General features: G+C 65.1%; 12 protein-coding genes. 5 read left to right on the forward strand and 7 right to left on the reverse strand.

What is annotated here, in order from left to right:
• Window positions 1–15: 15 nt before the first annotated feature.
• From ABD059_RS13765 to ABD059_RS13775, 3 genes are read right to left on the reverse strand one after another with little or no spacing between them, the layout of a single operon-like run.
• On the reverse strand, window positions 16–741 hold the full coding sequence (locus ABD059_RS13765) for an ABC transporter permease (protein WP_343880975.1): 726 nt from the start codon (window positions 739–741) through the stop codon (window positions 16–18).
• On the reverse strand, window positions 741–1388 hold the full coding sequence (locus ABD059_RS13770) for an ABC transporter permease (protein ID WP_343880977.1): 648 nt from the start codon (window positions 1386–1388) through the stop codon (window positions 741–743). The genes ABD059_RS13765 and ABD059_RS13770 overlap by 1 nt, the downstream gene beginning before the upstream one ends.
• A complete protein-coding gene (locus ABD059_RS13775) occupies window positions 1385–2446 on the reverse strand; it encodes an ABC transporter ATP-binding protein (protein WP_343880979.1) in 1062 nt (353 codons plus the stop codon). Before ABD059_RS13775 ends, ABD059_RS13770 begins: the two co-directional genes overlap by 4 nt.
• Before the next feature lie 141 nt (window positions 2447–2587).
• Here ABD059_RS13775 and ABD059_RS13780 point away from each other — a divergent pair, with 141 nt between their 5' ends.
• A complete protein-coding gene (locus ABD059_RS13780) occupies window positions 2588–4048 on the forward strand; it encodes an aromatic amino acid lyase (RefSeq protein ID WP_343880981.1) in 1461 nt (486 codons plus the stop codon).
• Between the two features lie 17 nt (window positions 4049–4065).
• On the opposite strand, the gene ABD059_RS13785 is transcribed toward ABD059_RS13780, so the two are convergent.
• Complete coding sequence (locus tag ABD059_RS13785) at window positions 4066–4653, reverse strand: cysteine dioxygenase (RefSeq protein WP_343880983.1); 588 nt, start codon at window positions 4651–4653, stop codon at window positions 4066–4068.
• The gene (locus tag ABD059_RS13790) at window positions 4650–5543 is read right to left on the reverse strand and encodes an amidohydrolase family protein (RefSeq protein WP_343880985.1); all 894 of its coding nucleotides are present in this window, start codon (window positions 5541–5543) and stop codon (window positions 4650–4652) included. Before ABD059_RS13790 ends, ABD059_RS13785 begins: the two co-directional genes overlap by 4 nt.
• A gap of 167 nt (window positions 5544–5710) precedes the next feature.
• On the opposite strand from ABD059_RS13790, the gene ABD059_RS13795 reads away from it, so the two are divergent.
• On the forward strand, window positions 5711–6730 hold the full coding sequence (locus ABD059_RS13795; RefSeq protein ID WP_343880987.1) for a LacI family DNA-binding transcriptional regulator: 1020 nt from the start codon (window positions 5711–5713) through the stop codon (window positions 6728–6730).
• On the opposite strand, the gene ABD059_RS13800 is transcribed toward ABD059_RS13795, so the two are convergent.
• Window positions 6675–8210 (reverse strand): aromatic amino acid lyase, encoded by a 1536-nt coding sequence (locus tag ABD059_RS13800; RefSeq protein WP_343880989.1) that lies wholly within the window; start codon window positions 8208–8210, stop codon window positions 6675–6677. The genes ABD059_RS13795 and ABD059_RS13800 overlap by 56 nt on opposite strands.
• A gap of 5 nt (window positions 8211–8215) precedes the next feature.
• Complete coding sequence (locus tag ABD059_RS13805; protein ID WP_343880991.1) at window positions 8216–9241, reverse strand: ornithine cyclodeaminase family protein; 1026 nt, start codon at window positions 9239–9241, stop codon at window positions 8216–8218.
• Window positions 9242–9352: 111 nt separating this feature from the next.
• Between ABD059_RS13805 and ABD059_RS13810 the strand changes: the two genes are divergently transcribed.
• The 3 genes from ABD059_RS13810 to heR all read left to right on the forward strand — a co-directional run bounded on the left by ABD059_RS13810 (window position 9353) and on the right by heR (window position 12880).
• Window positions 9353–10204: a MurR/RpiR family transcriptional regulator gene (locus ABD059_RS13810; protein ID WP_343880993.1), complete on the forward strand. Its 852-nt coding sequence runs from the start codon at window positions 9353–9355 to the stop codon at window positions 10202–10204.
• 47 nt (window positions 10205–10251) lie between these two features.
• Window positions 10252–11688, forward strand: a complete 1437-nt coding sequence (locus tag ABD059_RS13815; protein WP_343880995.1) for a glycosyltransferase family 2 protein — start codon at window positions 10252–10254, stop codon at window positions 11686–11688.
• A gap of 388 nt (window positions 11689–12076) precedes the next feature.
• The gene (gene heR / locus ABD059_RS13820; protein ID WP_343880997.1) at window positions 12077–12880 is read left to right on the forward strand and encodes a heliorhodopsin HeR; all 804 of its coding nucleotides are present in this window, start codon (window positions 12077–12079) and stop codon (window positions 12878–12880) included.
• The last annotated feature ends 6 nt before the right edge of the window (window positions 12881–12886 follow it).

Raw genomic sequence — 12886 nt, forward strand, 5'->3', positions numbered from 1 at the left:
TCAGGTTTCTCAAGCTTATCCCGCCGTGGCCGTTGCCGGCCCGACGGAAGGTGATGGGGGTTTGTTCGACGTCCGGGTCAGCGCGCGCCCGGATACGCCGGGGGACACCACCAGCCGCTGCAGACCGGATGCGATCAGGTCAAGAATGATGGCCAACAGGGCGACGACGACGGCGCCGGCAATCACCCGGTCGTACTGATTCAGTGCGAGACCGTCAACCAGCAGCCTGCCCAGTCCGCCGAGACCAACATAGGAGGCGACGGTGGCGGTCGAGACCACCTGAAGGGTGGCGCTGCGCAGCCCGCTGAGGATCAGCGGCAACGCCATCGGAATTTCCACCCGGAACAGGATCTGGATGGGCCGCATGCCCATTCCCTTCGCGGCGTCCACCGACGCGGGGTTGATCGCCCGGAGCCCCGCATAGGTGGACGTGAGAATGGGCGGGATGGCGAGGACCACCAGGGCGATCACTACCGGCAGCAGTCCGAAGCCGATCACCGTCACCAGCAGGATGATGAGGCCCAGGGTCGGCAGCGACCGGCCGGCGTTCCCGGCGTTGATCGCCACAAACGAGAACTTGCCGGTGTGGCCGATGTACAGCCCCACCGGGATAGCGATCAGGGCGGCAATGACCAGCGTCAGGACCGTGTAATAGAGGTGTTCGACGACGAGTGACGGGATGTTCCCGTTCACGGCGAGATCCCAGTGCTCGGGATCCAACAGATATTCGAGATAATCCATCAGGCTCGTCCTCCCGCACGCACCCAGGGCGTGAATCGTCGTTGAACCAGCACAATGATGATGTCGCAGGTTGCCGCCAGCAGCACTGAGAGGATAATTCCCACCCAAATCGGTGCCAGGTAATCGAGCTGCAGCCCGCGGAGGAACAGGGCGCCCAGTCCGCCGACGCCGATCAGGGCACCAACGCTGACGATGGACACGTTCGCAACCGTCGCAACCCGGAGTCCGGCCAGCATGACCGGCAGGGCGATCGGCAGTTCCACCCGCAGCAGGCGGCTGACCCGGCGGTACCCCATGGCGGTAGCCGCCTGGGTGATGGCCGGATCAACCGAGTTCAGGCCGTCGGCCACCACCCTGACCATCAGCGCAACACTGTAGACGGTGAGCGCGATGATGATGTTCAGGGGGGAGAGGACGCCGGTGCCGATGATCGGTGGCAACAGGAGGAACAGGGCCAGCGAGGGGATCGCGTAGAGAATGCTGCTGATGTTCACCAGCGGGTAGTACAGCTTCTTGTAGCGGACCGCCAGATACCCCAGCGGCAGCGAGATGATGATCGCCAGGATGACGGGGATCAACGCCAGATACAGGTGCTCCTGGAACGCTGTCCAGATGATGTCACGGTTGCCGGAGATGTAGTCGATCATGCGGTGGTCCCCGCGCGCAGTCGGCGTCGCTCATCCAGCTGCCGTACCAGGCTCGGGTGCCGGATGACGCCGTCGGCCACGCCCGATGCGTTGACCCGGACCGCGATGCCGACGGGAGAGCTGATCGCTAGGTCGGTCACCACCCGCAGGGAATCCGCAACGGTGAAGGTGCCAGCGACCGAGAGGGGCGAATTCTCGTCGGCGATCCCCGGACCAGCCCAGCCGCGGGGGCGACCAGCGCTGTCGAGGACCAGCCTTTCATTGCCCACCCGGACCGAATCCAGGGGGTCAAGCTCAAGCACCTCGGAGGAGTCGAAGGAGAGGCTGCGGAAGCCGCGGTCGCGGCCCACAAAGTCGGCGACGAAGTCATTCGCTGGGTTCTCCAGCAGCTCCTGCGGGGAGGCATACTGGGCAAGATGCCCGCCCTCTTTGAAGACGGCGACCATGTCACCGAGCTTGATGGCCTCGTCGATGTCGTGCGTGACGAACGCAATCGTCTTGCCCAGCTCGCCCTGCAGTCGCAGGAATTCGGTCTGCAGGCCGGCGCGGACAATGGGGTCGACGGCGCTGAACGGCTCGTCCATCAACATGACGGGGGGATCGGCGGCAAGGGCGCGGGCAACTCCCACGCGCTGTTCCTGACCACCGGAGAGCTGTACCGGGTATTTGTCGGCCATGCTTTCGGTGAGGCCCACCCGGAGCAGCAGTTCCATGGCAGTGGCCCGCGACTTCTTCTTGTCGGTGCCGATCAGATTGGGCACCGTCATGACGTTCTCGATCACTGTGCGGTGCGGGAAGAGGCCCGCGTGCTGGATGACATACCCGATTGACCGGCGTAGCAGGGCGGCGTCCTGCTGCGTGACGTCCTGTCCATCGATCATGATGCGGCCGCCGGTCGGCTCGATCATGCGGTTGATCATGCGCAGTGAAGTGGTTTTGCCACAGCCCGAGGGGCCTACGAACACGGTGATCTTGCCAGTCGGCAATTCAAAGTTCAGGTTGTCGACGGCAAGGGTGCCATCCGGAAAAGTCTTGCTTACCTTGTCAAACGTAATCACGGTGGCTCTCCAGGTTCCTTGGCACCAGCCTCAATAGCGGGCAGTGAATAAGTTGATTCATAGTTTCAGCGAATGAATAGACAGTCACCCCGATGTGTGAGATGACTTACCTATCGACAGATCAAGGACAACGGTTCACCCATGACTTCCGAGGACAACATCAACCGGGTAATGCTCGACGGCGCCTCGCTGACACTTGACGATCTTATTACTATTTCAACTGGATCTTCCCGGGTAAAGGTTCCCGACGGCGTGATCGCTCGGCTGCAGCGGTCCAAGGACCAATTGGTCCAGGCCCGTGAAGCGGGGCGGGTCTACGGCGCCAACACCGGCGTCGGCGCCAATCGTGCCCTGAATGTGGAGCCGGGTGGGTCGCTGGCTGAACGACGGGCGGCCCATGCGAAGCGCCTTCTGCTGAGCCACTGCGCTGGGGCTGGTCGTGTCGATGAGGCGACCACAGTGCGCGCTGCCATGGCCGTCCGGCTCAACCAGTTTCTCGCCGGCGGGTCCGGCATCAGCCCCGGTGTGGTGCAGGGGTTGCTGGAAGCGATCAACAATGGATCGGTCGCCGCCATTCATAGCCTGGGCGGCCTGGGCACCGGGGATCTGGCGGCCATGGCTGAGCTGGCCCTGACCCTGAGTGGGGACCGGCCGTGGCAGGTGGGGGGAATCGCCCCGGTACGGTTCGAGGACACCGACTCGCTGCCGTTCATGAGCTCCAGCGCTCTGACCCTCGCCACCGCGACGCAGGGTGCCGTTGCCATGGAGCAGCTGATGAAGAGTGCGCTGGTGGTGGCGTCGCTGACCCTGCTGGCGCTGGAGGGCTCACCCGAACCGTATGCCGAGGCGGTTCACCGGGCGAGGGTGCACCCTCACCAGGCGGCGGTGGCCGCGGCGATGCGCCGGCTGACCGGACCCGATACCCCGGCTGTGCCGGCCCGGCTGCAGGATCCTTTCGCCCTCAGGGCGTTGCCCCAGGTGCACGCCCCGGCCCTCGATGCTCTCCAACGGCTGCGTTCCATCCTGGAAACCGAGCTCAACGGGGCGGCGGAGAACCCGCTGATGACCACCGATGGCCTGTTCCATCACGGCCAATTCCATCTGGCCACGCTGGCGGCGGCACTGGACGGTACCCGAACGGCTGTCTACCCGGTGATCTCACTGTCCGCAGCCCGGCTGTCCCACCTGTTCCGCCCGGAGCTGAGCAGTCTCCCGTCCTTCCTTTCGACCCGGGGAAGCTCTGGCCTGATGATCGCCGAGTACGTCGCCCAGGATGTGCTGTCGATCCTGCGGACCGCTGCGACGCCGGCGAACGGGCCGGGGATCAACGTCTCGCTGGGCCTTGAGGAGCATGCCGGGTTCGCCACCCAGGGTGCGCGTCAGCTGCGCCACCTCGCAGCGGAGGCGCCCGCCATCGTTGCTCTCGAAGCGGTTGCCGCTGTCAGGGCGCTGCGGATGGCACCTCACCGGCTCGGGACCGCTCCGGCGAGGGCAGCCTTTGAGTATCTTGCCGCGGGGCTGGACCCGGACCAGGATGACCGGCCGCTGGGGGAGGACCTGGCCGCAGCACAGGCGCTCCTGCCGGGCCTCGCTGAGTTCTAAACCAAAAGCGAGTGCGTCTAGCGCCCCAGCTCGTCAGTGACCGACTGGAGTTGCTTGAATTTCTCAATCACGCTTTCGTCGTCCATGGGCCGCAGCTCATCGGCGTAGCTTACGGACATGCGGCGGATCACTCCGTTGCGGCCGATCGCGTACTGCCCCATCCGCCAGAGCGGTGGGGAGTAGGCGTGGATGGAGACGGACCCGTCCACGGACCCACCCATCCGGTGCACATGATCGGGTCCGAAGGAGAAGGACCGGCCAGCCTCCACCACGCGACGGACGGGTTCGCCGTTCATCCGCGGGTTGGCTTCAGTGACGGCGCCCTGGGTGACGACGACGGCGCCGGAGGAGATGTCGTGATCGTGCCAGCCGGTGTCGTCCTGGGTATTCCAGCACAGCAACCAGACGTCGATGTTCGAGTCCCGGTACAGCGAGGCGTAGTGGCGTTCGCCGCCCTCATGGTTGATGTGGTGTTCCCACAGCTCGGGGCACGCGGCGAGGGTGGTGACCCAGTCCTGGAGCTCCTTCTGGCTGAGGGTGCGCCCCGGCAGGGCAGGAACGTCTGATTCAGTGAGGGCGAGGCCCTGGGGAGGTGCAGTGGTCATCGTGGAGTTCCTTTCAGGAGATGCTGTGGATTGGCGGAAAAGAGCGCGTGGGTGAAGGCATGCCCTAGGCCGGGGTCGCGTGGCTCGGCGTAGGGCCGGTCAGAGCCGTGAATAATCGGGTCGACGCCGACCACCCGGATGGTCGCATCAATCGCCCGGGTGTCGTACGAGGAGGTTTCGTAATAGACCAGCGGGTCAACGGCGCCAAACGTGCCGCCGCGCGCCGCGAGACGTTCGTGGTGCAGGGGTGCGAGCCCGGCCAGGGCCACGAAGGCCACCCGCAGGGTGGAGTGCTGGGCGCGTCCCACTGCGTGCCAGGCCAGCCAGGAGGCATGCAGCTGGGCAACATACGGCACCAGTGCTGGCCACCAGGACGGGGTTCCGGTGGTGGCCGGGGCGGGCCCGGGGTGGATCAGGAGCGGCTTGTTGGCCGCCTGCACTACGTCGAGGACCGGCCTCATCCGCCGGATTGCGTCAGGGTCGGCCAGTGCGGTGGCGGGCAACTGCAGCCCCACCACCCGGTCATGATCCAGGATGTGGGCCAGGCCGTCGAGGTCGAACTCGCTTACCGGCGTCGCCGCCCAGACCAGGAACGGGTCACCCAGTTCCAGTGCCGACCGATGCCAGATCTCGATCAGCTCTCGCGATTCCTCGAATGGGAGATGCTCGATGCCCAGGGGACTTGAGAGCGACAGCAGCACCTGGTCCTTCCCCTCGCGGGTTTCCTGGGTCCGGCGGACGGCGGTGTCATGGGCAAGGGGGTCGACGGCGTAGGGTGCCTCACCGTCGATGAGCAGCTCCCAGCCGTTCAGTCGGGGGGTCTGAACGCGGTTGCGGAGTGCCTCGATCAACGCAGCTGGCCACAGGTGCTGGTGGCAATCGGTGCGCATGATGCCTTTCGAGGGAAATGATCGGATGAGGTGGGAAACTGCTAAGCAACCTGTCGAAGTGAACCGGTTCACACCATCAATTGAACCGGCTCACACGACGCTTTGTCAACCGATCGTGGAAAGGGCCACCGGGGCAGAGCCGGCCTGCTCACCCGTATGCTGGTCTGATGACCGGGGCCCAGCGCAAAACACTCCAGGACATTGCCGACGCCGCGGGGTTGTCGAAGGCCGCAACGTCCTATGCGCTGCGCGGCCTGCGGGGTTCAGAGGCCACCCAGGCGCGGGTCCGTGCCATTGCCGAGGAGCTCGGCTATTCGGCCGATCCCATTGCCCGGGCCCTCGCGAGCGGGCGTAGCGGCAACGTCGCCATCGTCGGATCGCTTCGCGATTTGTGGCGTCAGGGCCTGGCCGTGATGCTGTCCGAGGCCCTCAGGGCGCAGAAACTGTCCTCAATCATTGCCGACGTCGACGGCTCGCCCCAGCGCGAAGAGGAAGTGCTCCGCTCCCTGGCGGCCCAGCGCGTCGACGGGGTGATCGCGTTGCCGGTGGATCCGTCGGCGAGCTACTGGGCCGATGTGCCCGCCCAGACCCGCATCGTCTCGATCGGCGACGCGCTCACGGCCCGTCCTGACTCGGAAAGTGTTCTCTTCGACAACGAATACGGGGTGGGCACCGCGCTGCAGCACCTCGCCGACCTCGGGCACCGCACGGTCGGCCTGCTCGCACCGACGCTGCCGTCCACCCCGGGCCGGCCCGCCGAACTGCTTGCCCAAAGCCTCGGGGATTCCATGGGTCTGACCGTCACCGTGTCGTCGTCGCCATCATCGGTCCACGGCGCGGCGCAGGCCGCGGCCCAACTGCTGGTGGGGGACCACCGCCCCACGGCCCTGTTCTGCCTGGGCGATTCGATCGCTTTCGGCGCCTACCGCGCCGCCCGGGACCTCGGCCTGTCGGTGCCGGAGGACCTGTCGATTCTGGGGTTCGATGACAGCGAGCTAGCGTCACTGGTCAGCCCGGAACTCACCACCTTCGGCTGGGACGAGCAGGCGATTGTCGACGCCGCAGTCGGCGCCCTGACCTCGCCTGAGGGCACCGGAACCGCCAGTGGCCGGGTGATGTTCAGGCCGGTCTTTATCGCCCGGGCGTCGACAACCCGTCCGTCGCGGCCCAACGCCCCCAGCCACTAGCCAGCAGGTCGTTCAGCACAGTGATGTCCCGGCCGAACGCGCGGTCGTCTGTGCCATCGGGCAGGAGATCCGAGGCGTCCTCCACCAGGGTTCTCAGGCGGGGGTCGACGGCGGTCAGCGGGCGTTCGGACAGCCTCACCCCCTGGATGACGGTCAGCAACTCACAGGCGAGCACGTCGCGGAGCCCGGTGGCAGCGTGGTGGCACGCTTCCGCCGCTTCGGACGAGAAACTCTGCACATCCTCCTGGCCGAAGGACGTTTCGATGGCCCCCAGGCTGGAGGGCCGAGCGACCGCCACCAGTTCGTGGACGACGCCGACCGTCCGTTTGTGCACCGCCACCATTCCCGCGTGCAGGCCAGGCTGCCCGGAGAGCTGCCGGGGAAGTCCAGTGAACTTCTCGTCCAGGAGGCGGTGCACGCGCGCCGCAGAGGTCTCGGCGACATGAATCATCGACAGCCGCAGCCCGTCCAGCGCCGCGGCAAGATCAAACCCATCGAACCCGGCCGTCCCGATGAACCGCCCATCCAGGTAGGCAGGCGAATCGGTGACACCGTTCAACGCCCGCTCAACAGCCGCCTCCACCGCGTCGATGGACCGCAGCAGCTGAGCCACCGCTGCTCCGAGCACCCTGACGGAGAGCGGGGATTGCAGGGTACGGGGGTGGGGGTCGTCGCCGGCGAGCTGCCGGATAGCGCCCAGTACTGTGCCGAGCTCGACGTCGGCGCGGGCCAGCGCCGGGTCGAAGGGGTCGCGGCTGGCCCCCACTAGGCACACCTCTGCGGCGGTGAGGGCCACCACCTGGGCGGCCAGCAACCGGGCATCGTTCGCTCGAAGGATGGCGAGGGCCGTGGTGACGGGAATCCCCTCAATCAGCGCCACCCCTTCCTTGGTCTCCAACGAGTACGGCTCCATGCCGGCCGCCGAGAGCACGTCGACGGCGTCGACAGCCGCACCGTCCACCAGGAACTCTCCCGATCCGGTGAGCGCCCCACCCAGATGGGCGAGGGGAATGATCTCCCCGGCGGCACCGATCCGGGTCCGGGGGATGGCGGGGAGCATATCGGCAGCCAGGAGCTCGACCAGACGGACGCAGAGGTGCTCCGATACCCCGGCGTCCCCGGTCAGGAAGGTGCGGAGCCGCACCGCCAGGACCGCGCGGGTTTCCGGATCGGTCAACCAGGGGGCCGATCCCACGGCACGGCCGAGCATGAGGTTGTTTTGGTGCCTGGACTGGGCGACGACGTCGAGACGCACCTCGCTCGCCGCGCCCATCCCGGTGTTGACCCCGTAGACAGGGTCGCCGTCGGTCAGCAGCTCAAGTACCTCGCGGCGGCGCAGTGAGACCCGGTCCAGCAGGTCCTGCTCAAGCCGGAGGGATCGGCCGGCGGAGACTTCGGCGATGGCGACGGCGTCGAGCTCTTCGGGGGTGGCGAGCCGCAGCACCGGGAAATTGGCGGCGGTGGTCTGTGTGAGATCCATGAGGGTTACCGGTACCTCAGCATGGTTCCAGTATCGGTCTGCTCCGCCTTGGTGAGGATCAGGTGCGCCACGGCGACGTCGAGGATCGACAGACCGCGGTGCCAGAGCAGGATCCGCTCGTCGTCCGACTCGCGGCCGGGCTTCTGGCCGCTGACAATCTCACCGAGCTGCGCGTACAGCGTTTCGGGGGAGAGTCGGCCGGTATCCACATGGGGTCGCAGCGCGCCGAACCTGCCCGATTGCGCTTCACGCCAGTCGTCCACCACCACCTTGTCCATCACATCCAGCAGGTCGAGTTCGACGGCGCTCACCGTGCCATAGGGGACCACGAAGGCGCCCGGCTTGACGGCGGCGGTGCGCAACAGCGGGGTGGGTTCGTTCAAACGGGAAGCCTCGATGAGGATGTCGGCATTATCGAAGGCCTCCTCGGCGGTGTCCACCACCCGTACCGGGGTGCTGATCTCGGCGCGTAATTGCTCAGCGAATGCTTCGCGGGATTCGGGTCGCTTGCTGGTGACCCGGATTTCGTCGAAGTCGAACAGGCTGTCCAGCATCGTCACGTTGGAGAATGCGGTGCCGCGGGCTCCTACATGCCCGAGGATTTTCGAGTCTTTCCGGGCGAGGTGTTTGGCGCCGACGGCGGTCATCGCACCGGTCCGTACCTCGGTCACCAGGGTGGCGTCCATGACGCAGAGTGGGACGCCGGTCGTCGGGTCATACAGGGTGGCCATCGCGAGTTCGCTCGGCAGGCCCTGCAGGTAGTTCGGGACAAAGTCACCCACCACCTTGACGCCGCTGACGCCGTGGGCGCCCAGGTTGGACACGTGGCCGCGCAGCACATTGAAGTGGCCGACGCCGCCGTTGTTGGGCACCAGGTGCATCCGTGGCTCGAAGACGGTTTCACCCCTGCCGTGCGCGGCGACGACGTCGTCCACGGCCGAGATGATCTCCGGGCGCGTCAGCTGCAGCGAATCAATATCCGGGCCGGAGAGGAACCTCAACCAGATCTCGCGCTGAGCCTGCTGAGACATTCAAACCTCTCCCAAGTGAATTGCTTCATGCACATGATTCGACTGTGTATCATGCTATTCATGGTGAGCGGGATCACCAAACAAGGATGTTACCGAGACCGGGGGCCGATCGTGCTGAGTGACCAGTCGTCGGCGGACCGCGCCCATGACTGGCTGGTGGACCTGGCCCATCGGCACCGGGTCTCACCTACCCAGCGGCGCGTGATCCAGTACATGCTTGCCTCACTGCCGGATGTGGCGTTCGCCTCGACCATCGACGTCGCTGAGGCGGCCGGAGTCAGCCAGCCCACTGTCACCCGTCTGGCCACCGCCCTCGGCTATCCCGGCTATCCCGAATTTCGCAGCGCCATTCGCGACGTCGTCCGCGGCACGTCCGCTCCGCTGAACGGCCAGGGGGTGGAACGGCCCACCATTTTCGAATTCGAGCAGCAAAATCTCGGCGCACTGGAACGCACGGTGGCCAGTAAGCAGATGGAGCGTGCCCTTGACCTCCTGGCCGGCACCCAGCCGCTCGGAATCATCGGCCTGCGGGTCTCGGCGGCGCTCGCAGAGTATCTCGGCTACTTTGCCCGCCGGGTGTTGCCGGATGTCCACGTCCTGTCGGACGCGGCGTCGATGGATGATGCGATCCTCCAGTTGCACCGGAACGGCGCCACCGCGGTGTTGGCGTTCGTGATGCCCCGGTATCCCGCGGCGACGGTGCGGGCGTTGGCGCAGGCCCGGTCGCTCGGGATGGCTACGGTCGCGATCGTCGACAGCCCGCTGGTGCCGTTCGCCAACGACGTCGACGCCCTTCTGGTCGCGCCGGTCGGCACCGACCTCGTGTTCGACTCCCACGCCGCCGCCGTCGTTCTGTCGATCTCGCTGCTGGATGCCCTCGCCGCCCGCGATCCGCACCGCACCCAGGAACTACTCGAATCCCACGAGGAACTGGTCGAGCGCTGGGCCCACGCCGAGCAATGAGGGCTGTGGTCAGCAATTTTTCGGGACCGCTATGTTAGCGTCCCCTCATGGTGTCTAGTTGGTATCAGCGGTGGGTCGGCATTTTCATAGCGGTTTTGGCAGGCAGCGCCGCGGCGCTTCTCTGGTTTGCTGTTGCCAGCGGAGATCCGCAGGTACGTGACGAGCCAACAGAAGGTCTGATCCTGGGTTTCTGGCGGGTCCTCTACGATTCCGAAGCTCCGTCGCTCCGCGTGATCCTGACGGCTGCTGCCATGGCGCTGTTGCTCGCTGTAGGTGTTGCGTTATTGGAACGGCGTATCGCGTCAAGGTCACGACGTTCAAACGATGGGACAGCGAGTCCTCTGGCGCCGAAGATCGTGATGGCGGCGACCCGCGGAGTGTATGCGGGCCCGGTCACGGTGACCGTTCTGATTCCCTCCCACAACGAGGAAGTTTCGTTGCCAGCTACTATTGCTTCGCTTCTGGAACAGTCTCATCCCCCTGATCGAGTGATCGTGGTGGCCGACAACTGCACAGATTCGACTCCCGAGGTCGCCCGAGGGGCCGGTGTCGAGGTGTTCATCTCAGTCGACAACGAGCACAAAAAGGGCGGTGCGCTAAACCAGGCCCTGGCTCAGCTCCTTCCGGGCCAGCAGGACAACGACGTCGTCATGGTGATGGATGCCGACACCAGGCTGGACGGCGGCTTTATTGAGGCAGCGATCCAGCGATTCACCGCTGACCGGGGGCTGATGGCTATTGGCGGCCTTTTCTACGGTGAGCAGGGCCACGGGTTGCTGGGCCAGTTTCAACGCAACGAATACATCAGGTACGGACGTGAGATTCGCCGACGCCGAGGTCGCGTGTTCGTGCTGACCGGTACGGCGTCGATATTTCGTCCCCTTGCCCTCCGGACCGTGGCGGAGAGCCGTGGAGTGCTGATCCCGGGGGAGCCGGGCAAGGTGTATGACACTGCTGCCCTGACTGAGGACAATGAGTTGACGATCGCGCTGAAATCACTCGGTGCCCAGATGGTGTCGCCCAGCCAGTGCACAGTTGTCACCGAGTTGATGCCAGGGTGGCGAACCCTGTGGGCCCAGCGGCTGAGGTGGCAGCGAGGCGCCCTGGAGAATCTGGGTGCATACGGTGTCAGGCCTCAAACCATGCGGTACTGGGCGCAGCAACTGGGTATTGGGTATGGCGTTATCGCCCTGGGGTCCTTCCTGGTGCTGATCCTGGTGACGTTGCTGTCGCTGGAGGAGTGGGTCTGGTTCCCTTTTTGGCTGGGCCTCGGCGTGCTCTTCATGGTTGAGCGGGTTGTCACGGTCTGGAAAGGAGGATGGCGCGCACGTGCATTGGCGGCCACCCTGTTTCCGGAGCTGTTTTTCGACATGGTTCTCAACGTTGTGTATGTCAAAGGGATTCTTGATATCGCGTTCCGTCGACAGGCGACCTGGAAGCACGTCACCCACGAAGAACCTCACCTACCTCAGGAAGTTGGCTAACACCCATGTCGGCTATGTCCGTTGTACCCGCAGGAATTTTGTTTCCGGAATCTGTTGTGCACTCCGAGTTGTTCGCAGTTCTGGCGGCTTTCGTCGCTATCAATACGGTCATGTATGCAGCGCTCGCCGCCGCTAAGGTGCTGCCAAAGGTCTATCCCTCAGATTGGACTCGGGGGCGGAACCGCCGGACGGAAACACGCAGTATTCACCCTGCCGGCTTCGAGTGAACCAGTTGCACTCCGCGGCGACGTCGTCGCCGGCGCCCTGCCCGGCGCTGCGCTCGCTTCGCAACGCCTAGTCCCTCAGGGCTATTCATCCCCAGCGGGTAGCCAGAGGTGTTACCGTGATCACCACGGACGGTGAACGTCCACTGGTTGAGGAGATCCCCATGGCGCGCACAACCCGCACACCGGACGAGAGTATTCGTCGTCTTCGCCCGTACAACCTGGTGGCTGGTTCCCTGCATCTGGTGCAGGCCATCGCCTTCGCGGTCATCCTCTTCATGCTGGATACCCAGGTCACCTTCGGAGTGACTGCCGATTACCTGGCAGGTCCGCCCGGATTTCCGCTACCTCCTGAACGGGTGGATCTCTTCGCCGTGAACGTGGGTGCCGGGGTGGTCCTGTTCCTGGCACTCTCCGCGCTGTTCCACTTTGCCGTCGCGTCGCCGCTGTTCTTCCCACGCTACGGTGCTGGGCTGAGGGCCAACCGCAACTACTTCCGTTGGGTCGAGTACTCGCTCAGTTCGTCGGTGATGATCTGGCTGATTGCTCAAACGACGGGGATCTCCGACGTCGCCGCACTGATTTCATTGTTTGCCGCCAACGCGGCGATGATCGGCTTTGGAGCCCTGCAGGAAAAGTATGAGCAACCCGGAAGCGGCAATTTCCTGCCTTTCATCCTCGGGTCCCTGGTCGGTCTGGTGCCGTGGATCGCCATCCTGATCTATTTCCTGTCTCCCGGGTCTACCAGCACGGTCGAGCCGCCCGCCTTCGTCTACGGCATCATCATCTCGCTGTTCGTCTTCTTCAACACGTTCGCGATCAACCAGTGGCTCCAGTACCGCCAGGTGGGGCCATGGCGGAACTACCTCTACGGCGAACGGGTGTACATCACCCTCAGCCTCGTTGCCAAGACCGCCCTTGCCTGGCAGGTATTCTCGGGCGCCATCATCCCGGCCCTGACCGGCTGACCCGCT

This window comes from Arthrobacter flavus, assembly GCF_039526005.1.
Taxonomy (GTDB): domain Bacteria; phylum Actinomycetota; class Actinomycetes; order Actinomycetales; family Micrococcaceae; genus Arthrobacter_D; species Arthrobacter_D flavus.

What these genes read in the sequence shown, in the direction of transcription:
- ABD059_RS13765 (WP_343880975.1), bottom strand. Translation starts at nt 741, where the DNA reads ATGGATTATCTCGAATATCTGTTGGATCCCGAGCACTGGGATCTCGCC.
- ABD059_RS13770 (WP_343880977.1), bottom strand. Translation starts at nt 1,388, where the DNA reads ATGATCGACTACATCTCCGGCAACCGTGACATCATCTGGACAGCGTTC.
- ABD059_RS13780 (WP_343880981.1), top strand. Translation starts at nt 2,588, where the DNA reads ATGACTTCCGAGGACAACATCAACCGGGTAATGCTCGACGGCGCCTCG.
- ABD059_RS13785 (WP_343880983.1), bottom strand. Translation starts at nt 4,653, where the DNA reads ATGACCACTGCACCTCCCCAGGGCCTCGCCCTCACTGAATCAGACGTT.
- ABD059_RS13790 (WP_343880985.1), bottom strand. Translation starts at nt 5,543, where the DNA reads ATGCGCACCGATTGCCACCAGCACCTGTGGCCAGCTGCGTTGATCGAG.
- ABD059_RS13795 (WP_343880987.1), top strand. Translation starts at nt 5,711, where the DNA reads ATGACCGGGGCCCAGCGCAAAACACTCCAGGACATTGCCGACGCCGCG.
- ABD059_RS13800 (WP_343880989.1), bottom strand. Translation starts at nt 8,210, where the DNA reads ATGGATCTCACACAGACCACCGCCGCCAATTTCCCGGTGCTGCGGCTC.
- ABD059_RS13805 (WP_343880991.1), bottom strand. Translation starts at nt 9,241, where the DNA reads ATGTCTCAGCAGGCTCAGCGCGAGATCTGGTTGAGGTTCCTCTCCGGC.
- ABD059_RS13815 (WP_343880995.1), top strand. Translation starts at nt 10,252, where the DNA reads ATGGTGTCTAGTTGGTATCAGCGGTGGGTCGGCATTTTCATAGCGGTT.
- heR (WP_343880997.1), top strand. Translation starts at nt 12,077, where the DNA reads ATGGCGCGCACAACCCGCACACCGGACGAGAGTATTCGTCGTCTTCGC.